Genomic DNA, 19,967 nt, shown 5'->3' with positions numbered 1-19,967 from the left:
CATCTCGCCGGGCGCCTTGGCCATTCGGCCCTCCGGCCCGCCGGGCACGTAGAGCTCGACATCGACACCGTGGTTGGTGACGTCGTTGCCGCCGGAGAAGTACGGGCTCGCCTGGTACACGACCGGCAGTTTGCCGGTCGCCCCCGCCGGACGGACGACTTGGATGTGCACCTCGTCGTCCTTGCCGTCGCGGTCGCTGTCGATCGGCGCCCGGACCCACAGGTCCTTGCGAATCGGTGCGGCCGCGTCGAAGACCGGCTGGGCCTCGCCGCCGGAAAACGCTGGCCCGCTTGCCGGTTGCGCCATCGCGGGTGCGCCGCACAGCAGCATCGCGCCCACCGCGCTCACCAGGGCCAGTCGTTGCCACGGTCTGGGAATCGCCGCCATAATCCACTCCTGTCATCCCCCGCGCGACCTTTCCGCGCGGGGCTCGAAAAATTCACTGGCTCAAAGGAATTGCTGGATCAGGGCTTGTTCGGCGGAGCCTTCCGCTCGATCGCGGCCTTCATCGCGTCCAGGCCGATGAGGTTGAATTCCCGCCCGAGCGCTCGCATCAACGAGTTCTGCGTCGGCCGGTACACGCCGCGCTTGTGATAGACCGCGCCTTCGAAGGTGCCGACCACGCCGCCGTCGGGTGAGGGTTTGCCGAGGTACTGGTACCACTTGGTGCGCTTCTGCTGCATCTGCGCGCTGGTGTAGATCGAGGCGTTGACCTCGCGCGGTTCGCCGCCGGTGTAGCGGTCGTCGGGGTAGTCGTACTCGTCGGCCAATCCACCGATGGTGTGGCCGAGTTCGTGCAGCACGATCTGCCCCGCCGCGGTGTTGCCGCCGGACGAGGTGGCGACCCGGCCGCCCGCGCCGCCGTATTTCGTGGTGTTGGCCAGCGCGACCACCTGGTCGACCTCGGGGGCGAGCCGGGCGAACTGCATCGCCTTGTTCTCGTTGACGCAGAGCAGGCGCTCCGTGCCACCGCACCAGAAGGTCATGTCCAGCGCGGTATTTCGATAGGTGCCGCGGGGATCGTTGTCCACCCCGGACTGCTGGGACACCACGTTCACGGCCCAGACGTTGAAGGAGTTCTTATACGACTTGAACGGTTCGACCTGGGTCAGCTCGTTCCAGCGGCTCGTCGCCTGCTGCTGGTATTTGCCCAGCTCGGCCGAGGTATAGCCGTCACCGACGAAGACGAGATCGAAGCGCTGACTCGACGGGCCGGTCTGCTGGATCGCCACCACATCGGCCTGTACCGCCGAGCGCGGCGCCGGAGTCTGGTCCTGGACCGGTGCGACGACCCGGCTGATCGTGCCGTCGGGCGAAAAGACCTCCCGCTCTTCGTATTGCGTGGCGGATCCGGTGGCGGTGGACAGTCCGGCGATGATCACCGCGGCGAACGTGATGGTGGACAGACGTCGTAGCAGAGGCATGACGAAACTCCTGGAATGGTCCGCGAATTCGAGCGAAACGGCGGTGGCGCGCCGTCTCTGGCTGCGTCGAATGCCTAATCAAGGAACCACATCCGGGCGAGCAACTCGACTGGCGCGCAACTGGGGATCGGCATCCGCGTTCCGGACCGGGCCGCCGCTCAGCGAAGTAACGTCGGAGTGCATGGCGAAGCTGCTTCTGGGGCCGGTGTTACGGCACGTCGACACCACCTCGGCGACCGTCTGGGTGGAGACGGACAGCGCGTGCGAAGTAGACGTTCTAGGCTTGCGCGCGAACACCTTTCGGGTCGGCGAGCAGCATTTCGCGCTGGTGCTCGTCACGGGATTGACGCCCGGCACGTCGACGCCGTACGAGGTGCGACTGGACGGGGTATCGGTGTGGCCGCAGCCCGAATCGCGTTTTCCGGCCTGCCGGATCCGCACCCGGCCGGTCGAGAAGATCCTGTTCGGCTCGTGCCGGGCGGCCAAGGCGACGGCGCACGCCGCGGCAGACGCGGTCGGCGTCGACGCGTTGGACGCCTACGCGTCTCGCATGCGGGACCTGCCCGAAGACCGGTGGCCCGACGCCTTGCTGCTGCTGGGCGATCAGGTGTACGCCGACGAGCCGACGCCACAGCTGCGGGCCTGGTTGCACCAGCGGCGCGGGGACCAGGAACCGCGGGGTGAGGTGGTGTCGTTCCGGGAGTACGGCGAGCTGTACCACGAGACCTGGAGCGATCCGGAGATCCGCTGGCTGATGTCGACGGTGCAGACCTCGATGATCTTCGATGACCACGATATCCGCGACGACTGGAACACCTCGCGCACCTGGCGTACGCAGATGGCGCAAAAGCCCTGGTGGCGCAGCCGGATTCGCGCCGGGCTCGCGAGCTACTGGGTGTACCAGCACATCGGCAATCTCGGACCGGCCGAACTCGCGGACAACGAGCTGTACCGCGCGGTCACCGAGTCGGGCGCGGACGTGCGCACTCTGCTGGAAGATTTCGCCGAACGCGCCGATCGAGAGGTGGACGGGCGCAGACCGACCCGCTGGAGTTACCGGCGCGATTTCGGCCGGATCCGGCTGCTGATGATCGATACCCGCGGTGGGCGCATCCTCGACGGTCAGCGATTGATGGTCGGGACGGAGGAATTCGACTGGATCGAGGCGAATGCCGCGGGCGAGTTCGACCATCTGCTCCTCGGATCGTCGCTGCCGTGGCTGATGCCGCACGCGCTGAGCCACCTCCAGTCGCTCAACGAACGCGCCGCGAACCAGCCGGGGCTGCGCGGCAGGCTCGGCGAAAAGCTGAGGCAGGCAGCCGATCTGGAGCATTGGCCCGCGTTCCGCGCGTCGTTCGAGCGCCTGGCCGGACTGATCCACCGGATCGGTACCGCGCCCGACGCGCCGCGCACGATCTGCGTGCTCTCCGGCGACGTGCACCACAGCTACGCCGCCCGCGCGGACTACGGCCACCCGACGAAATCCCAAGTGCTACAACTGGTGTGCTCGCCCGTGCACAACGATCCACCGAAACGGTTCCGGCCCGTGTTCGCCCTGTCCTGGGCCACGCCGATCGCCGCGGCGCTGCGGTGGCTCGCCGACCGGCGCGGCATCTCTGCGGACCCGGTGCGCTGGACCAAGGTGAGCGGCCCGCATTTCGGGAACTCGATTGCCGCACTCGACATCACCGGCGACGCCGCCCGGTTCACCCTGGAGACCGCCAGGGAAGGGGTCGGCTTGGTCGAGGTGGCCCGGCTGGACCTGACGACGACCTGACCGCACACGCGCACAGTGGTGGGAATCACCGACACCGCCGCGTGACGACCGTAGGCTCGACCGTGTCGATCCGACAGTGGGCAACCACCATGTTGTCGCGCGGGCAGAACGGAAGGACTGAAGGCAATGCTGCGGAAGTTCCTCGATCAGGGTGTGGTCTCGATGATCGATCGGTCGGCGCGGTTACAGAAGCCACTGGTGGACAAGTACGTCGGCTTCGTGCAGAGCAGGCATCCGGTCGAATCGCCGGACCAGATCGTCGAGCGGCTCGGACGGCACTATTTGATCGCGGTGACCGCGAGCGGCGTCGTGGTCGGCTTGAGCGCGGCCGTTCCCGGCGTAGGGACCCTGGTCGGGCTGGCCGCGGCCGGCGCCGACACGGTGTTCTTCATCGAGGCCTCGACGGTGTACACGGTGGGCGCGTCGGAGGTCGCCGGGAACAAGGCCACCGCACCGCGACCGCCGCTGGTCTCCGCGGTCGTGCTCGGACAGGCGGGTACCGGTGCGCTCGGCGCGGCGGGCCGCTCGGCCAAGCAATGGGACACGATGCTGGCCAACAAGCTTCCGGTGCTGCGCCGGATGGACGATTCGCCGATCAAACGATTCGTCGTCCAGTTCATCGTCAAACGTGGTGCGCTCGCCTTCGGCAAGGTGATCCCGGCCGGGATCGGCGCGGTCGTCGGCGGTGTCGGCAACCACGCGCTGGCCCGGGGCGTCATCAAGAACCTGCACGCGGCACTCGACGACACCGCTCGCCCCGACCAGGTGGTGCCCGCGGACGCTTAGCCCGGTAGCCCGCGGCTGGTCCACGCCGCGTCGAAATTCGGATGGTCTCGATAGACATCGAGGAACAGATCGAGCACCTCGCGCAGCGCGTGTTCGGCGGTCTCCGCGCAGGTCTCGGCGCGCCCATACCGATACATCACCAGCACGCCCGCTTTCGCCTGCGCCTCCGCGGCGAACCGGGTGCCCGCGTCGGCGTCGTCGATCGACACCTGGGCCGCGTGCCGTAGGTCCTCGCCGATGCGAGCGACCAGAAAGGATTCGGCGGCCGCGGGCAGGGCAGGCGTCCGTGCCCGGTCCACGCGCAGGTCTTCAGCAGTCATGGGTCACGCTCCCTCGTAGTGGCGAACAGGCACTAATGGCTGAGGTGCACCCCCTTGGCACAGGTGAACTGCATGACGTCGATGTGCCCGACCCGGAAGTGGTGCGCACAGCCGGTGAAATAGCGGAGATAGGTCTCGAAGGTCTGCGCGCCGACCAGCGCGACGGCTTCGTCCTCGCGCTCCTGCAGCGCCGCGGCCCAGTGGTCGAGCGTCTTCGCGTAGTGCAGCCGCAACGGGTGGATCCGGGTCACCGCGAAACCGGCCGCCTCGGCGTATTCCCGTACCCCGCGCGGGAATCGGCCCCACGGGATCGGCAGCTGACCGCCGGGAAAAATCTCGGTGCGGATGAACCGCATGAAGTCGATGTCGCGCCGGGTGAGCGGAATACCGTTGGCGCGCATATGGTCGAGGCCGTACACGACGATCGTGTGCAGCAGCATGATCCCGTCCGGACCCAGTGCGCCGTAGGCGAAGTCGAAGAAGTCCGCATAGCGTTCCTGCCGGAAATGCTCGAATGCGCCGATGCTCACGATCCGGTCGACCTGCCCGTCGAATTCCTCCCATCCTTGCAGCCGGACCTCCGCGCGCCTGCCACTGGCCCGCCGGTCCAGTTGCGCCTGCACATAGTCGCGTTGATTGCGGCTCAGCGTGAGGCCGATGACATTCACGTCGTACTTTTCCAGCGCGCGTAGCATCGTCGCGCCCCAGCCGCACCCGACGTCCAACAGCGTCATTCCGGGTTCCAATGCGCATTTTTCCAGTGCCAGATCGATTTTCGCCTGCTGCGCCTGCTCCAGGGTGTAGCCGGACTCTTTCCAATACGCACAGCTGTAGGTGCGGCTGGGGTCGAGAAACAGCGCGAAGAAATCGTCGGACAGATCGTAATGGGATTGCACCTCGGCATAGAACGGAGCGTGACGACTCATGCAGCAACCTCCAGGAATTTCGACGTTCGAATGTGGTGGTCAGGCCGGAGTACCGAGAACTCGCCCGCCGCCTGTGCGACCAGGCGGTCCGAGCGACATCGAGTTGGAGCCGGGCCCGCTGGGCCCACTGCGCGATCACTACGGAGTCGCAGCGCGGGAGTACCCGGATGACCACAAGATATGTGACGTACGTCACATATCAACTGGGGATTTCCGGATACCGTGGGGAACGCCGTCGTACCTCGATCGACTTCTGGAGGCGCTTTGCGCATGCTCGCCCGTGTCCTGCTCGTCCTGCTCACGCTGGTCATCGGCGCGGCGACCGCGCTGCCCGCGGCCTCGGGCACCCCGGACGCCGCCTACGACGACGTCACGGCGCGCAGGATCGATGACGCGCTAGCGGCCGGAGCAGGCGCGCAGAGCAAGGGCGAGTCGATCGAGCGGGTGTCACGCCCCTTCCTCGGGACGCCGTACGTCGCGAACACGCTGATCGGCTCCGCGGGCCGGGCCGAGCAACTGGTGGTCGACTTGCAGCGGGTGGATTGCTTCACCTATCTCGACTACGTCGAGGCACTCAGTCGATCCACCACGCGCGACGACTTCACCGCCAACCTGATCCAGACGCGGTACACCGACGGCGTCGTCGACTTCGCCCATCGCAAACATTTCTTCAGCGATTGGGCGCACACCCCGCGCGTCGCCGCGACCGACATCACCCGCTCGCTCAGTCCGGGCGCCATTACCGTCGCCAAGCGACTGAATGCGAAAGCCGATGGTGGGCAGTACCTTCCGGGACTTCCGGTAACCGATCGGGACATCACCTATATTCCGGCCGACGCCGTCGACGACAGCGTTATCGGTCAGCTCCGCACGGGCGATTACCTCGGCGCTTATGCCGACGCGCCCGGCCTGGACGTCACCCACGTCGGCATTTTCGTCATGACGCCGGCCGGTCCGATGTTCCGCAACGCGTCGTCGCTAGCCGTCAACAACAAGGTGGTCGACTCACCGTTGGCGGAATACGTCCGGTCGGTGCCGGGCGTCGTGGTGTTCCGCGCGCAATAACCGGTCGCCTTGGTTAACCGGGCCGACACTTCCACCCGGTAGTACTGGGATTCCGGGAACGCTGCTGCCGAATCGAGGTTTGCCCGTGGGGCAACACACCGTCCGCTGGTCTGCCGCACTGGCCACCGCGATCGCACTCGCCGCCGCACCCGCGGCGGCGCAGCCGACCGCACCGGCCTATCGCGAATACGTTTCCCTCGGTGACTCTTTCACCGCGGACGTGCTCACCGCGATTCCGCCGACCACCGAGTTCGCCCCGTTCAACTGCGACCAATCGGCCACGAACTATCCCAGGCTCGTCGCGGCCGCACTGTCGGTTCCGGTCTTTCACGATGCCAGCTGCGGCGGCGCGAAAACCGCGGACCTGACCGCTGCGCAGACGGTGCCGCTCGGCACCAATCCCCCACAGTTGGACCGGCTGACGCGCACCACCGACCTCGTGACGCTGAGCATCGGCGGCAACGATCTCGGCCTGCAAGAGCTGATCCCGCAATGCCTTTCACCCGCGGCGCTGCTGCCCGGCCTGCCCGCCGGCGGTGGTTGCGCCGCACGGCTGACCGCCGCGGGCGGCGATCCCATCGAAACCCGCACCCGCGCCACCGAACCCGAGATCGCGGCCACGATCGACCGGATCCGGCAACGGGCCCCGCACGCGCGGATCCTGCTCGTGAACTACCTGGACGCGCTCCCGGCCACCGGGTGCGTGCCCGAACTGCCCGCCACGGACGTCGACGCGGCATACCTGCGCGCGAAGCTCGTCCGGCTGAACGCCATGCTCGCCCACGTCGCCGCGAACACCGGTGTGCAACTCGTCGACACCTTCGCCGCCACGGCAGGCCACGACGTCTGCCGAGCGCCCGAGGTGCGCTATGTCGAAGGGCTGCTGCCGTTCTCGGCGAGGAACCCGCAGCTGGTCGCCTTCCCGTTCCACCCCAACGCGGCCGGCGCGCAGGCACAGGCCCGGGCGGTGCTCGATGCGATCGGCCGTCCCGCGTGAGGACACGGCGCACACTGGTGTGGTGACAGACGACCCCGGGCAACTGATCGTGGTGGACGCCGCGAACGTCGTCGGCTCGCGACCCGATGGCTGGTGGCGCGACCGTGCGGGCGCGGCCCGCGGCTTGCTCGCCAAGCTGACCGTGCTGGATCAGCGCCTGACCGAACCGGCCGAGGTGGTGGTCGTGCTGGAGGGTGCCGCGAAAGCGGCGGCGCAAGACGCGCCGGACGCACTGCGGGTGGTGCCGGCCTACGGGTCCGGGGACGACACGATCGTCGACGTGGTGCTGGCCGCCGTCCAAGACGATATCGACCGGACGATCATCGTCGTGACCGCCGATCGCGGCCTGCGCGAGCGGGTCGAGGCGCTGGGCGCGGACACCATCGGACCGCGCTGGCTTTTGGACCTGATCGAGCACCCATAACCTGGCGATCACTGGGTAGTCAGCCGACATGAACAATGCATTCGAGGAACGTGGCCAACCGTCCCTCGGACGTGCCTTACCCGAGCTCTTGGCCGCGCGGGCCGTGATCGAGCAGGCCAAGGGCGCGTTGATGTTGGCCTACGGTATCGATGCCGAGCAGGCGTTCGGCGTGCTGCGTAAGCGTTCGCAGGCAACGAATGTCAAGATCAGGGAACTCGCCGCGCAGCTGATCGCCGAGTTGCCGAGCCTGGATCTGGCGCCGCCGGAGTTGCGGCGCGCGGTCGACCACCTGCTGCACGGGCTGTCACAGCCCGAACACTGAGCGACCGGAAACCGTTGGGACCTAACGGACAATTCCGCGCCGACAGCTGCCTAACCGAGGCCCCGACGCAATCGGACACCGCCGTGGCGCTACCGTGCGCGGGTGATCCTGCTCACGGTCGGCCTGATTCTGCTGGGTGTCTTCGCGTTGCGCTTCCATCTCGATCGTCGGCGGTTGAGCAACGGGATCTATCTCCTGTCGGGCGTCCTCGTCCTAGGCGTGTGGGCGATCGGGTCGGGCGATCAGGTGGATCTGACGCTGGCACTGGCCGGCCTGCTCGTGGTGCTCTCCCCGCTGGCGGTGCTGGTGCTCGCCGGGCTATTGCTGGCCAACGGCATGCAGATGCTGCGCCGAGAAGGGCTGCGGATCGCCAACCTGCTCTCGATCGGCCCGGGCATCGTGCTGCTCGCGCCCTACGTGCTGCTCGGTGTCGCCATCGCCACCGGCAGCGTGCGGTCGGTGCTGCTCGCGTCGCTGCTCATGGCCGTCAGCTACTTCGGCTTCGTGTTCACCGGCTTCGTGCTGTACTCATTGCTCTACGGTCGGCTGCCGTACCAGCCCGGCATGGACGCGATCGTCGTACACGGCTCCGGTCTGGTCGGCGCGCGGGTACCGCCGCTGCTGGCCGCTCGCTTGGACCGCGCCGCCCAGATCTACTGGGCCGAACTGGCCGAAGGCCGCAAACCCGTGATCATCACCAGCGGCGGCAAGGGCTCCGACGAGGCGGTATCGGAGGCGGCCGCGATGGCGGACTATCTGCTCGCCCGCGGCATCCCCGAGGACAGCGTGGCACGCGAGGAGAAGTCCACCACCACGCGGGAGAACCTGCTGTTCATCAAGCGACTGCTCGGCGAGCGCGGCACCACGACCCGAATGGTGCTGGTAACCAGCAACTTTCATATCCTGCGCACCGCGATTCTGGCGCGCAGGCTGCGCCTGGACGCGGAGGTGACCGGCGCGCGGACCGCCTTCTACTACCTGCCGAGCGCCATCCTGCGCGAGTTCATCGCGATCGTCGTCGCCTACAAGTGGACCAACGCCCTCGCCTGTCTGGCGCTGGTTTCTCTGCCGCTGGTGCTCGGTCTGGCCGCCGGCGAGTCACTCACCGGCCGGTGAGTGTCCTCAGGAGGCGTCGACGCGTTCGTGCACGGTCAGCAGCAGATGGTCGAAGCGCGTGCGGAACCCGGCACTGTCCTTGCTGATCATTCTGAGTTCGGCGACGAATTGCGCGGCCAGATCGCGCAACTTCGTATTGGTCTCCTGAGAGCGCCAGCGCAGCACCCGGAACGCCTGCTCCGCGTTCACCCCGTAGGCCAGGATCAACGCGCCCTTGGCCTGCTCGATCACCGCCCTGGCCTCGATCACCTCGGGCAGGATCTCCTCGAACACCTCTTGGCGTTGCTCTTCCAGCCGTTCGGTCACGTCGACGTAGTAGCCGGAGGTGCCGACGATGGCGCCGTCCTCGTCGGTGAGCAGGTCGCCGACGACCACCACCTCACGCGCCTCGCCCTTCGCATCGACGATTCGGTGCCTGCCGCAGAACGGCTGGCCGGTCTCGGCGGCCGCGGCGATGCAGCTGGCCACGTGCTCGCGGTCGTCGGGATGCTTGTGCGACAGCAGCAGCTCGGTGGTCGGTTCCACCTCGCCGGGTGCGTAGCCGTACATCGCCGCCAGCTCGTCGGACCATTCCCACCGCTGATCGGCAAACCAGAATCGGAACCAGCCCGGTTCGGCGCAGGGGTCGACACCGATGGTCTCCTCCATCGCCTGCACCACGCCCGGTGGCACCTCGTCGCCCAAACTCACGCGTCCAGTATCCGCCGAAACCTTCGCGCACCGCGAGGCGGCCCGTCATTGTGGCAGCAACTGACTACGAGGAGAACCATGAGAAGTGTGCTGTCCGCCCGACGGCTCGCCATCGTGGCGGTGGCCGGGGCCCTCCTGCTCGCGCTCCCCGCCTGCACGCAGCGCAGGGCCGATCCACCCGCGGCCGACCCCACCACCACGGCGCCGATCGCCGACGAATCCGCCTTCGTCTCCATCACCGACGTCGATCCGACGATCCTGGTCGACGCCCGGTACTACGGGGAACACAACTTCCTCGGCACCCGGGTCAACGGCTACGAGGCACCCAAATGCCTGCTGACCAAGCAGGCGGCGAGCGCGTTGGCCCAGGTGCAGCAGGAATTGCGGCCCATGAATCTCACGCTCAAGACCTACGACTGCTATCGGCCGCAGCGGGCGGTCGACCATTTCGTGGCCTGGGCCAAGGATCTCGGCGACGTGCGGATGAAGCAGGAGTTCTACCCCACCGTGGAGAAGGCGAATCTGTTCCGCGACGGCTACATCGCCGAGAAGTCCGGGCACAGTCGCGGCAGCACACTGGATCTGGCCATCGTCGCGTTGCCCGCCGCCGACCCCGAGCCCTACCGCGCCGGTGATCCGCTGCGCGCCTGCTTCCTGCCCGCCGAGCAGCGGTTCCGCGACAACATCCTCGACTTCGGCACCGGGTACGACTGCTTCGACCCCGCCGCGCACACCGCCAACCCCGCCACCGGCGGCAACCAGCGCGCCGTGCGGACGCTGCTGACCGAGCTGATGGGTGATCACGGCTTCACCAATCTGCCGGAAGAGTGGTGGCACTTCACCCTGAAAGACGAGCCCTTCCCCAAGACCTATTTCGACTTCCCGGTGCGCTGAGCGCGATCGACCCTGCCGCAGGGGTGCACAGGAGACGCGCGGGCTCCTACACTGAGAAAACTGCGGCACGGTCGAGCGTCGGAGCGGCCCGCATTCGGCGATCGGCATCCATCGAAGTCCTGATCCGTTCAGGGTCGCGTTGCCCGGCCCGTTCCATGGAAGAGGCGCCATGCCCGATCCATCACACGTCAAGGTCTGTTTGTTCGGGCAGGATTGCCGCTGCCCCAGCATCACCGTATTCCTCGCACCCGAACCGCTGCTGCCCGGCGGCAGCATCCTGCATCTGCTCGAACAAGCGCCCATGAGCGCGGACTCCGGGCCGAGCCCCGACGCCGACCTGATCGATCGGGTACAGGCCGAATCGGCCGACGCCGATCGATCGGCCCTGTTGCACACCGAGTTCCGCGCGTTTCTGGCGGGCTTGCCCGAACCGGGACAGGTCGGGACCATCCTGCACGACCATCAGATCAGCGCCACCGCACCGGTCGGCCTCGATCTCGACGATCCCGCCGAACTGACCCGGCTGGCGCTACTTCCCGAGCACCCCATCGGTTTTCGCCGCACCGCGGACTTCCGCGAGGCGGCCATGCGCCGCGCGATGGCGGTCGTCTACCGGCACTTCGAGGTCGACCAGCGCGTCCGGCTCATGTATCACGGGTTCGCCGATCCGAGCACCGGCTGGTTCGCGCTGCGCACCGCGAGCGCCTGAGCGTCGATCAGGGTTTGCGGGCGACGCCGCCGTACGCCCCGGACCGCTCCGGGAACTCGCCGATATCCGCGGCGTTCTCCGGACGCCAGAGCGGCAGGTGCACGAGCCCCGGGTCGAGCAGGTCCCAGCCGACGAAGAACTCGGCGATCTCCGGCCGGCTGCGCAGCACGATCTCGGTCGAGGTGCGTCCGGACAGTTTCTGGGCCTCGAGCACCTCCTCGGGCTGTCCGTCGGCGGTGGCGTGGGTGATGGCCAGGTAGCTGCCGGGCACGACCGCGTCACGCAGCCGGGCCACGCAGCCCGCCGGGTCGGCGTCGTCGGCGACGAAGTGCAGCACGCCGAGCGCGAGCACCGCCACCGGCTGCTCGAAATCGATCAGTTCCGCCACGGCCGGATCGGCCAGGATGGCTTCGGGGTCACCGATATCCGCGCGCACCACCGCCGCGGCCGGATTGCCGTCCAGAATGGCCCGGCTGTGCGCCACCGCGACCGGGTCGATATCGACGTAAACGACTCGCGCCGAAGGGTTTCGACCTTGGGCGACCTCGTGCACGTTGCCGACGGTCGGGATGCCGGAACCGATGTCGAGGAACTGGGTGATGCCCTCATCGATCAGGAACCGTACGCATCGGCGCAGCAAATCCCGGTTGGCCCGCATGGTTTCGGCCACGTTGGGCGTGAACGCCTCGATCTGCCTGGCCAGGGTCCGGTCGATCTCGAAGTTGTGCATGCCGCCGACGAAATAGTCGTACACCCTGGAGGCGCTGGGCCGATCCAGATCGATTCCCTCGGGCGCCCAACTCGGTCTGGTCATCGATCTCGAACCCTCCTGGAAATATCGCCAGCTCACGATCGACGCGGCGAAAGCTTCGTCATCGTAGCCGGGTTCGCCCGTCGCCCGCAGTTGGGCGAGCGCCAGCAAACCGGACTACGATCAGAGCTTATGGCGTGGGATGCCGGGAGGGGTTCAGATCCTGGCGGACCGCACGCCGAACTGGCCGAGCAATGGGCGGCCGCGCTCGGTGGCGGACCGCGCGATCATGTCGTGCCCATGAGTTCGGCCGAGTCCCGGTTGCTGCTCAACACGCTGGCCGAGGAATTCGCGATCGCCGCCGAGACCGGCGCCCCCGCCGAACAGGTCGCGGAACTGGGCGCCCGGCTGGCTGAATCACACTTCGTCGGCGACGAGGTGCTCGGCCGCACCCTGGCGGTGCTGAACACATACCTCACCGAGGCCAGTGGCGTCCCCGCCGGGCGGGTGGCCGAATTGGTCGGTGCGTTCGCGACCGGCTACCTGCGCGCGTTCCGCGCGTGGCTGCTCGCCGAGCAGGAGAGCGTGCGCACCGCCGAGATCGCCGCCCGCCGGATGGTCGAGCAGCAGTTGCGTTCGAGCGAGGCCCGGCTGCGGGCGGTGTTCTCCCAGGCCGGTATCGGCACCGGTCTTTCCGATATGACCGGGCGCATCATCGAGGTCAACAACGCCTTCGCGAACATGCTCGGCTACCGGCCCGAGGAGATGTGCCGGCTCTCGGTGACCGATCTGACGCACCCCGACGACGGCCCGGACATGTGGCAGAAGTACGCCGGGGTGCTCGCGGGCAAGTACGACAACGTGCAGTTGGAGAAGGCGTACCGGCACCGGGACGGCGGCACGGTGTGGACCCACATCAACGTCTCGCTCATCCGGGACGAGCAGGGACAGCCGCAGTACACGCTGGTGCTGGTGGAGGACGTGTCCGAGCGACGGGCGCTGCGCGAACGGTTGCAGTATCGCGCGCACCACGACCAGCTGACCGGGCTGCCGAACCGCTCGCGCTTCTTCGACGCGCTCACGGCCGCGTTCGCCGACTGCACCAGGGTCGGGCTCTGCTACGTCGATCTGGACCATTTCAAGACCGTCAACGACACCTACGGGCACGCGGTCGGTGACGAGCTGCTCGCCCAGGCCGCCGCCCGGCTCAGTGCCTGCACCACGCGCGCCGATCAGCTCGTGGCCCGGATGGGCGGCGACGAATTCGTAGTGCTCGTCCCGCATTCCAGCGGCGTCGAAGAGATGGCCGCGGTGGCGCGCACGGTGTTGCACGCGCTGTCGCAGCCGTTCTACGTGCACGAGCACCATCTGGCGATCACCGCGAGCATCGGCGTGATGGAGGAGCGCGCGGATCGCTCGTCCACCGGCGATTTCCTGCAGGCCGCCGATACCAGCATGTACTGGGCCAAGGCCGCCGGCCGCGCCCGCTACGCGATCTTCGACGCCGATCGCGGCCGGCGCGAACACACCAGTGCCGAACTGTCCGCGGCCATGCCCTCGGCCATCCGGCACGGCGAGTTCTTCCTCGACTATCAGCCGATCGTCTCGCTCGCGGACGGGCGAACGGTCGCCGTCGAGGCGCTGGTGCGCTGGCGACATCCCGATCTCGGCGTGCTCAGTCCGGCCCGGTTCGTCGACCTGGCAGAGGACAACGGCCATATCGGCGCGCTGGGCGCGGTGGTGCTCGAACGCGCCTGCCTGGACGGCCGGGAATGGCATACCCGCTACCCGCATACCCCGACCATCAGCGTGAACGTCTCGGCCGCCGAGGTGGCCGATCCGGCCTGGCTCGATCATGTGCAGCAGGTGATCGCGGAAACCGGCATCGAGGCGGGCCTGCTGCAACTGGAGCTGACCGAGCGCGCGTTCATGCAGACCACCGGCCGGCCGCTGCGGGCATTGCATACGCTGGCCGAGTCGGGAGTGCGGATCGCCATCGACGATTTCGGCACCGGCTACTCGAATCTCGCCTACCTCGGGCAACTTCCGCTGCACGTGGTGAAGCTCGCGGGCCCGTTCGTCCAGCGCATCCGCACGCCGGACACCGCGAGCCCGACCGACCTGTTGCTGCTCGAGACGATCATCGATCTCACCCACGCCCTCGGCTTCACCGTCACCGCCGAATGCGTGGAAACCCGCCACCAGGCCGACCAACTCCGCGACCTCGGCTGCGACACCGCCCAGGGCTGGCACTTCCACTATCCGATGCCCGCCGACCAGGTCACGACCTTGCTCGGCAGCACGGCGGACGCCGATCTGGTCAGACGAAAACCTCTCGGCGGCAAATAATTCCGGCCGCCCGGCGGCAATCTCGGGGTGGCCGTGACGTGTTCAGCGATGGGCGACGTCGTCGGTGGTGCCCGGTGGGTAGATCATTCGGTCGGGTGGGTTGCTGCTGCGGCGGGCCAGGCGGTAGTAGATCGCGGCGGTGAAGACGATACCGACGATCCAGGAAATATCGGCTCCGCCGAGCTTTTCGGTGAGCGGACCGGTGTAGAGCTGCTGGGCCAGGAACGGCACCTGCGCGAGAATGCCGAGGGCGTAACAGGCCAGCGCGGTGGCGTTCCAGCGACCGTAGCGACCGTCCGGGTCGTAGAGGGCCGGAATGTCGATCCGCTCGCGGGAGATCAGGTAGTAGTCGATCAGGTTGATCGCGCTCCACGGCGTGAACACCATGAGCAGCGTGAGCACGAAATTCTTGAAATTGTTCAGGAAGTCGGCGCTGGCCGCGATCGCGATCAGCATCGACACCACCGTGAACCCGACGATGTAGGCGGCACGGACGATCGGCGTGGCGCGCGACTGCCCGGTGAACGCGGTCACCGAGGTCAGGATGCACATGAAGCCGCCGTAGGCGTTGAGGCAGTTGACGGTCAGCTTGCCGACCACGATCACCAGATAGATCAGCAAGCCGAGCACGAACGGCCCCGCCAGCTCACCGAGAAAGCCGACCTGGTTGCCCAGGAAGGCTTTTCCCGCCGCCGCCGCGACGATCGCACCGAACGTCATCGACCACTGCGAACCCAGCACGCTCCCCGCGAAAGTCGCCCAGAAGGTGGTGCGGTCGCTGGTCGAGCGCGGCAGGTAGCGCGAATAGTCGGCCACGTACGGTCCGAAGGTGAGTTGCCAGCCCGCGCCGAGTGAGATGGCCAGCACGAACGTGGCCGCATCGAACGGCTCCGCCCCGAGCAGCGCGCGCACGTCGTATTCGGCGGCGAGGCGGACCGCGAGATAGCCGAAGCCCACGATGCCGACCACCGTGGCGATCCGGCCCACCACGTGGATGAGCCGGTACCCGGTCACCGCGACCACGGCGGTGAGCGCGCCGAACACGACGATCCCGACCGTCGCGTCCTCGATGCGCAGGATCTTGTTCACCGCCTGACCGGCGAGCACCGTGCCGGTCGCGGCGAACCCGAGATACATGACGACGACGAGCAGCAGTGGCAGCACGGCCCCGAAAACCCCGAATTGCGCTCGGCTGGAGATCATCTGCGGTAACCCGAGGCGCGGGCCCTGCGCCGAATGCAATGCCATCACGATGCCGCCGAGGATGTTGCCGATCAGCAGGCCGAGGATCGCCCACAGCGCGTCGGCCCCGAACACCACCGCCAGCGCACCGTCGACGATCGCGGTGATCTGCATGTTCGCCCCGAACCAGAGGGTGAACTGGCTGCGCGGGGTGCCGTGCCGTTCGGCGTCGGGGATCACCTCGATGGTGCGCCGCTCGATCGGTCCCGTCGCGTCGATGCGCTCGTCCTGCGCCATGGGTCCGCCTTTCGTCCGCGAGGCACGATCAGCGAAACGGCGTTGCCCCGGAGCAGCAGTATGCCGGATACCGGACGGTCTTGTACGGCGTTGCGGCGCAGCCGGTTCCGTGCACCGCCGCTAGCCGGTCGCGAGCGCCCGCGGCGATTCCGGCGCGGGTTCGGCCTTGATCCGCAGCAGCGCCCGACAGAGGGGATCCGCCATCACACCGGCCAACCGGGTGTAGGGCCATATCGCGATGAACACCATCAGGACCAGGCCCCGGGCCTGATAGATGAGCGGCGCGTGCACCATGACGTCGGGTTGCGGGTGGAGGCTGAACAGCGACCGGAACCAGACGAAAAGCGTTTCGGCGGTGCGATATCCGCCTTCGGTGGAGTTCGGATCGAACTTGATCGCCACCCAGGACAGCAGCGCGGTCACCATCAACGGGAAGGTGATGCGGTCGAACGGGCTGATCACCGGCCGGGCCGACCCACCGATGATGTCGGGCACGAACAGCAATACCGCGCCGATCGCGGCGGCGACCAGCGCGCCGATCTCGACGACGGCAAGGCCCACGTAGAGCGGGCCGTCCGGATGGCCGTGCGGCCCGGAGACGAGCAACTCGGTCACCCGCGCCGCGATGAGCACACCGATGCCGACGCGCAGCGCGGTCGTGCCGAACCGCTGGCCGGGGTCGCTGTCCTCGCGATTGCCGAACCAACTGAACCGATCGTGCCGATAACGCCACACGTGACCGAGGACGAACGACAGAAACGCACTGTAGGGAAGGGTGATCCACAGCATCGACATCATCTGCCGACTCGCCTTCTGCACGGAGCTAATCAAAAACGAAACTATCCGGTGCACTACTTTCGCAGACCGCGAGTCACCAGGCAAGCATCGAAAGCCCCACTAACCAGCGTGTACTACCTTTGAACGACAGTGGATTCGGGGTGCGGCGCCGAGGCCGAGTCGGCCGGCGGCGCGGCCACCACAGCAGACAGAATGAAGGCCACCACCGCGGCGGTTTCGGCCACCGTCCGCTTAGAAACACGCATATCCCGATCCCCAACTGTGCCCAGCACACCTCGCCGACAACTCCCTATCGGACGAACGGTATCCATACGCGAACGGCGTTCCCAGACAGTACTTTTCCTGCCCCGGGAATCGGCGTTACCGCGCGGGTGCGCCTCAGCCGGAGGCGATCGCGGTGATGAGTGTGCGCGAGGCGAGCGTACGGGTCGTGATGAGCTGGGTGAAAGTGCGCGGCTGTTCGCCGGGGTACTGCTCGGTGAGTTTCACCTCCCAGTGCGCGAGTCCGTCGTCACCGTCCTTTGCCCGGGTGACCAGGACGCAATAGCGGGTGCCGACGGGAGTCTGGTTGATCCCGCGCTGGATCTGGTCGGCGGGCGAGACGATCGCGTTGTCCGCGACTACCGCGCGCGCCCGATATCCGGAACGCTCCACGTAGTAGGCGTATTCGAACGCGAGGATGGCGTCCGGACCGTTGGCGGTGCCGCCGGGATCGGTGCCGGACACGATGTCGGGCGTGCGTCGCTGTTCGCACCCCTGCGTCGCGATCGCCGAGGCCTGTGCGGGCGGTGCCGTGCTGGTCGCCGCCGTCGTCACCGCGCCGGGCGCGCGCACCGTCGAACTGGCCGCGGCGGGCTTGTCGTCGCCACCCAGACCGTTGATCGCGGTGTACAGGATCGAGACCACCGCGATCCCGACGCCGAGCACGATCAGTACGGCGAGGATCCGGTTGCCGTTCGACTGCCTGCTGCGCTGGCGGGTCGGGTGACGCAGCGGTACGCCCGGATGGATGCCGGACCGGTTGATGATCGCGGGCGGCGGGGCGACGTTGTCGTCGTAGCCGGCGGCTCGATCGTCCTCGTCCGCGACGGGGACGCGCCGCCGATCCGGAGCCACCGACGGCTCCGGTACCTGCTCGGCCGTACGCGGCGGCGGGTCCAGCCATTGCTCCCAGTCACCGGTGCGCCGCGGCCGGGCGGCCGGTGCGTCCGGGTTCGGCTCGGGCACGTACACCTCCGGATCTCGGCGGCGCGCCGAGGACCGGCGGCCGGACGGACGCCGCCGCTTGCGCGCCTTGCCGACGGGCGTGCGCACCATGGGCAGTCCGGTATCGAACGGATTGCCCTGCCCCTCTTGCCGACCCGGAGAATTCGGGTCAGAGGGTGTCATCGTCGTAGTCGCCGAGCACCGGTGTCACGGCGACCACCGCGGTCGGCACGGTCACGCCGAGCTGGCCTTCGCGGGGCTTGTGCTCCCGATCGTCCGGCGGCGGCGACGGCGGCAACGCGACACCGCCGGTGGCGCCCGGCGGGTGCGGCTGGTCCGGCGCGGCGGAACGCGACGGCGCGTCGTCCACCACCGGTGGCGCCGGGGCGGGCGCGGGGGCCGGCCTCGACTCCGGTTTCGGCGGCGCCTCGTTCGCGGTCGGCGCGGAGCCCGGCCCGGACGGCGGAATCACACTGCTCGGACCGCTGGGACCACTCGGTGCCGGGGTACGCGCGCCCGCGCCGAAATCGAACAGCTTCGGCGAGGCGCTCGAATTCGACGAGCCGTTCGGCCCGTCGCCGGTGGTGCTGCCGGGCCGGATCGCCTCGGTCACGGCCTTGTCCGCGCCGGCCGCCACCGTATCGATGGCGTGCGTGCCGACCTCGGCGACCTTGTCGATGATGTGGGTGCCGACGCCGGCGATCTTGTCGATGATGTTCGTGCCGATATCGACGCCCGCGTTGATCGCCGCGGTGCCGACCTGCACACCCGCCGAGATCAACTGCTGCTGCAACTGCAGTTGCGCGGCCAGCGCCGGATCCATCGGCTGCCCGTTGGCGGTCGTGCCCGGCACGTATTGGCTCGTCACCCCGGGTGGATAGGCGCCGGACGAGTACGGCCCGGACGAGTACGGCTGCGCCGTGGTGACCCCGGACGGCTGCGTGACCGTGAGCGGGCCCATCGCGTCGAGCCGCCTGCTGTGGTCGTCCATTTCGGTCTGCGCGGCGTTGACCGTGGTGAGCGCGTCCCGCAGGGCCTGGGTGGCCCGCGCGATCACCGCGTCGGTGTCGGGCGCGGCGGTGGCGTTGCCGAGAATCTGGCGGGCGTCGCTGCGGAAGTCGGCGATGATCTGATCGACCGTGCGCGCGGCGCGCGCGCTGGTGGCGTGCGCGTCGCCGAGCACGCTCAGGTAAGCCGGTCCGCGGTCGGAGATTTCGCCGATCTCGGTCTGCGTGGTGCGCAGCGCGGGCACCGCCGCGTCGGCGCCGCGTGAGGTCCAGGTCGACTCCAGCGCGTGCAGGCCGTCGCGGTGTGGGCCCTCGGTGTCGGCGGCCTGGGTGCTCGCGGCCGACAGCGCGGCGGTCGCGGTCTGATTCGGCACGGCGACCCCCGAACCGAGCGTGGACCGCAGTTGCAGCAGCGGCCGCACCAGCGCGGCGACGATCGGGGGATCGACATTCGGGTCGAGATAGGTCGTTGCGGGCACGGCATTGTCGGTGCGCGCCGGCGCGGACGAGGGCCGTCTGCGTAGTCCGGAAAGGCTTCTCATGTCAGCGTCTCCCCTGTCCGGGTGATGGCGCCCGCGGTGTCGCCGTCGACACCCTGCATATTCGCGGTGTAGTCGCGCAGTACCTGCCCGTAGGTGCCGACCAACTGGCCCGCCGTCGAGAGCGCCTGCGCGTGTTCGGAGACCGCCGTGGCGAACCGCGCCGCGAAATCGGCGCCGATCAGTCCGAGGTCGGCGGCGAGCTGGTCTTGATTCACCGCGCCGGACGCCACGGCCGACGCCGAGGCGAGTTGCTGGGAGACCGCGTCCGCGATCGCGGTGTATGCGGCTACCGCCGCCGGGTCGAGCTTCAGCGTGTCCACCGTTCCCCTCCCGGGTTACCAGTCCTTCGCTACCGCGACATGATTCGAAGACAAGCCTACTGTGC

At 68.1% G+C, this 19,967-nt stretch carries 20 protein-coding genes and 1 pseudogene; 10 read left to right on the top strand and 11 right to left on the bottom strand.

Annotated features, from left to right (window positions below; translation table 11 throughout):
* Both NBRGI_RS09580 and NBRGI_RS09575 read right to left on the bottom strand, forming a co-directional pair.
* Positions 1–387 (bottom strand): annotated as a pseudogene (locus NBRGI_RS09580) (Xaa-Pro dipeptidyl-peptidase); the annotation flags it as partial.
* Positions 388–464: 77 nt separating this feature from the next.
* On the bottom strand, positions 465–1,424 hold the full coding sequence (locus NBRGI_RS09575; protein WP_029894637.1) for a M64 family metallopeptidase: 960 nt from the start codon (positions 1,422–1,424) through the stop codon (positions 465–467).
* A 181-nt stretch (positions 1,425–1,605) separates the two neighbouring features.
* Between NBRGI_RS09575 and NBRGI_RS09570 the strand changes: the two genes are divergently transcribed.
* Together NBRGI_RS09570 and NBRGI_RS09565 are read left to right on the top strand one after the other, a co-directional pair.
* Entirely contained in the window at positions 1,606–3,201 is a 1,596-nt protein-coding gene (locus NBRGI_RS09570; protein WP_029894635.1) for an alkaline phosphatase D family protein, read from the top strand.
* 126 nt (positions 3,202–3,327) lie between these two features.
* Entirely contained in the window at positions 3,328–3,987 is a 660-nt protein-coding gene (locus NBRGI_RS09565) for a hypothetical protein (protein WP_029894633.1), read from the top strand.
* Here the strand turns inward: NBRGI_RS09565 and NBRGI_RS09560 are convergent.
* Both NBRGI_RS09560 and NBRGI_RS09555 read right to left on the bottom strand, forming a co-directional pair.
* Entirely contained in the window at positions 3,984–4,307 is a 324-nt protein-coding gene (locus tag NBRGI_RS09560) for a hypothetical protein (RefSeq protein WP_029894631.1), read from the bottom strand. The two genes, NBRGI_RS09565 and NBRGI_RS09560, sit on opposite strands and share 4 nt — an antisense overlap.
* Positions 4,308–4,339: 32 nt before the next feature.
* Positions 4,340–5,233 carry a cyclopropane mycolic acid synthase family methyltransferase gene (locus NBRGI_RS09555; RefSeq protein ID WP_029894629.1) on the bottom strand — a complete coding sequence of 298 codons (894 nt, stop codon included), beginning with the start codon at positions 5,231–5,233 and terminating at the stop codon, positions 4,340–4,342.
* 270 nt (positions 5,234–5,503) lie between these two features.
* On the opposite strand from NBRGI_RS09555, the gene NBRGI_RS09550 reads away from it, so the two are divergent.
* The 5 genes from NBRGI_RS09550 to NBRGI_RS09530 all read left to right on the top strand — a co-directional run bounded on the left by NBRGI_RS09550 (position 5,504) and on the right by NBRGI_RS09530 (position 9,157).
* Entirely contained in the window at positions 5,504–6,298 is a 795-nt protein-coding gene (locus tag NBRGI_RS09550) for a DUF1460 domain-containing protein (RefSeq protein ID WP_029894627.1), read from the top strand.
* Positions 6,299–6,383: 85 nt separating this feature from the next.
* Positions 6,384–7,295, top strand: coding sequence for an SGNH/GDSL hydrolase family protein (locus tag NBRGI_RS09545; RefSeq protein ID WP_158439840.1), 912 nt, complete (start codon positions 6,384–6,386; stop codon positions 7,293–7,295).
* A 22-nt stretch (positions 7,296–7,317) separates the two neighbouring features.
* On the top strand, positions 7,318–7,719 hold the full coding sequence (locus tag NBRGI_RS09540) for a hypothetical protein (RefSeq protein ID WP_029894623.1): 402 nt from the start codon (positions 7,318–7,320) through the stop codon (positions 7,717–7,719).
* 28 nt (positions 7,720–7,747) lie between these two features.
* The gene (locus NBRGI_RS09535) at positions 7,748–8,041 is read left to right on the top strand and encodes an ANTAR domain-containing protein (RefSeq protein WP_051727618.1); all 294 of its coding nucleotides are present in this window, start codon (positions 7,748–7,750) and stop codon (positions 8,039–8,041) included.
* A 102-nt stretch (positions 8,042–8,143) separates the two neighbouring features.
* Positions 8,144–9,157 (top strand): YdcF family protein, encoded by a 1,014-nt coding sequence (locus tag NBRGI_RS09530; protein ID WP_029894619.1) that lies wholly within the window; start codon positions 8,144–8,146, stop codon positions 9,155–9,157.
* Between the two features lie 6 nt (positions 9,158–9,163).
* On the opposite strand, the gene NBRGI_RS09525 is transcribed toward NBRGI_RS09530, so the two are convergent.
* Positions 9,164–9,847 (bottom strand): PAS and ANTAR domain-containing protein, encoded by a 684-nt coding sequence (locus NBRGI_RS09525; RefSeq protein WP_029894617.1) that lies wholly within the window; start codon positions 9,845–9,847, stop codon positions 9,164–9,166.
* Positions 9,848–9,925: 78 nt separating this feature from the next.
* On the opposite strand from NBRGI_RS09525, the gene NBRGI_RS09520 reads away from it, so the two are divergent.
* Positions 9,926–10,741, top strand: a complete 816-nt coding sequence (locus NBRGI_RS09520; RefSeq protein WP_029894615.1) for a M15 family metallopeptidase — start codon at positions 9,926–9,928, stop codon at positions 10,739–10,741.
* Positions 10,742–10,910: 169 nt separating this feature from the next.
* The gene (locus NBRGI_RS09515) at positions 10,911–11,450 is read left to right on the top strand and encodes a hypothetical protein (RefSeq protein WP_029894613.1); all 540 of its coding nucleotides are present in this window, start codon (positions 10,911–10,913) and stop codon (positions 11,448–11,450) included.
* Between the two features lie 7 nt (positions 11,451–11,457).
* Here NBRGI_RS09515 and NBRGI_RS09510 read toward each other — a convergent pair whose 3' ends face one another.
* Positions 11,458–12,264, bottom strand: a complete 807-nt coding sequence (locus tag NBRGI_RS09510; RefSeq protein WP_029894611.1) for an SAM-dependent methyltransferase — start codon at positions 12,262–12,264, stop codon at positions 11,458–11,460.
* Between the two features lie 129 nt (positions 12,265–12,393).
* On the opposite strand from NBRGI_RS09510, the gene NBRGI_RS09505 reads away from it, so the two are divergent.
* Positions 12,394–14,550, top strand: a complete 2,157-nt coding sequence (locus tag NBRGI_RS09505; protein ID WP_029894609.1) for a putative bifunctional diguanylate cyclase/phosphodiesterase — start codon at positions 12,394–12,396, stop codon at positions 14,548–14,550.
* 42 nt (positions 14,551–14,592) lie between these two features.
* Here the strand turns inward: NBRGI_RS09505 and NBRGI_RS09500 are convergent, their stop codons facing one another.
* The 5 genes from NBRGI_RS09500 to NBRGI_RS09480 form a co-directional block, all read right to left on the bottom strand.
* Positions 14,593–16,029, bottom strand: a complete 1,437-nt coding sequence (locus NBRGI_RS09500) for a purine-cytosine permease family protein (RefSeq protein ID WP_029894607.1) — start codon at positions 16,027–16,029, stop codon at positions 14,593–14,595.
* A gap of 120 nt (positions 16,030–16,149) precedes the next feature.
* On the bottom strand, positions 16,150–16,848 hold the full coding sequence (locus tag NBRGI_RS09495) for a respiratory nitrate reductase subunit gamma (RefSeq protein ID WP_148310752.1): 699 nt from the start codon (positions 16,846–16,848) through the stop codon (positions 16,150–16,152).
* Positions 16,849–17,205: 357 nt separating this feature from the next.
* The gene (locus tag NBRGI_RS45050; RefSeq protein WP_148310751.1) at positions 17,206–18,216 is read right to left on the bottom strand and encodes a hypothetical protein; all 1,011 of its coding nucleotides are present in this window, start codon (positions 18,214–18,216) and stop codon (positions 17,206–17,208) included.
* Complete coding sequence (locus tag NBRGI_RS09485; RefSeq protein ID WP_029894602.1) at positions 18,203–19,582, bottom strand: hypothetical protein; 1,380 nt, start codon at positions 19,580–19,582, stop codon at positions 18,203–18,205. Before NBRGI_RS09485 ends, NBRGI_RS45050 begins: the two co-directional genes overlap by 14 nt.
* Positions 19,579–19,902, bottom strand: coding sequence for a hypothetical protein (locus tag NBRGI_RS09480; protein ID WP_014982463.1), 324 nt, complete (start codon positions 19,900–19,902; stop codon positions 19,579–19,581). Before NBRGI_RS09480 ends, NBRGI_RS09485 begins: the two co-directional genes overlap by 4 nt.
* Positions 19,903–19,967: the final 65 nt, after the last annotated feature.

This window comes from Nocardia brasiliensis IFM 10847, from assembly GCF_000710915.1.
Lineage (GTDB): Bacteria > Actinomycetota > Actinomycetes > Mycobacteriales > Mycobacteriaceae > Nocardia > Nocardia brasiliensis_A.
Note: the sequence above shows the minus strand (reverse complement) of the source record. Positions and strands in the feature narration are given on the sequence as shown.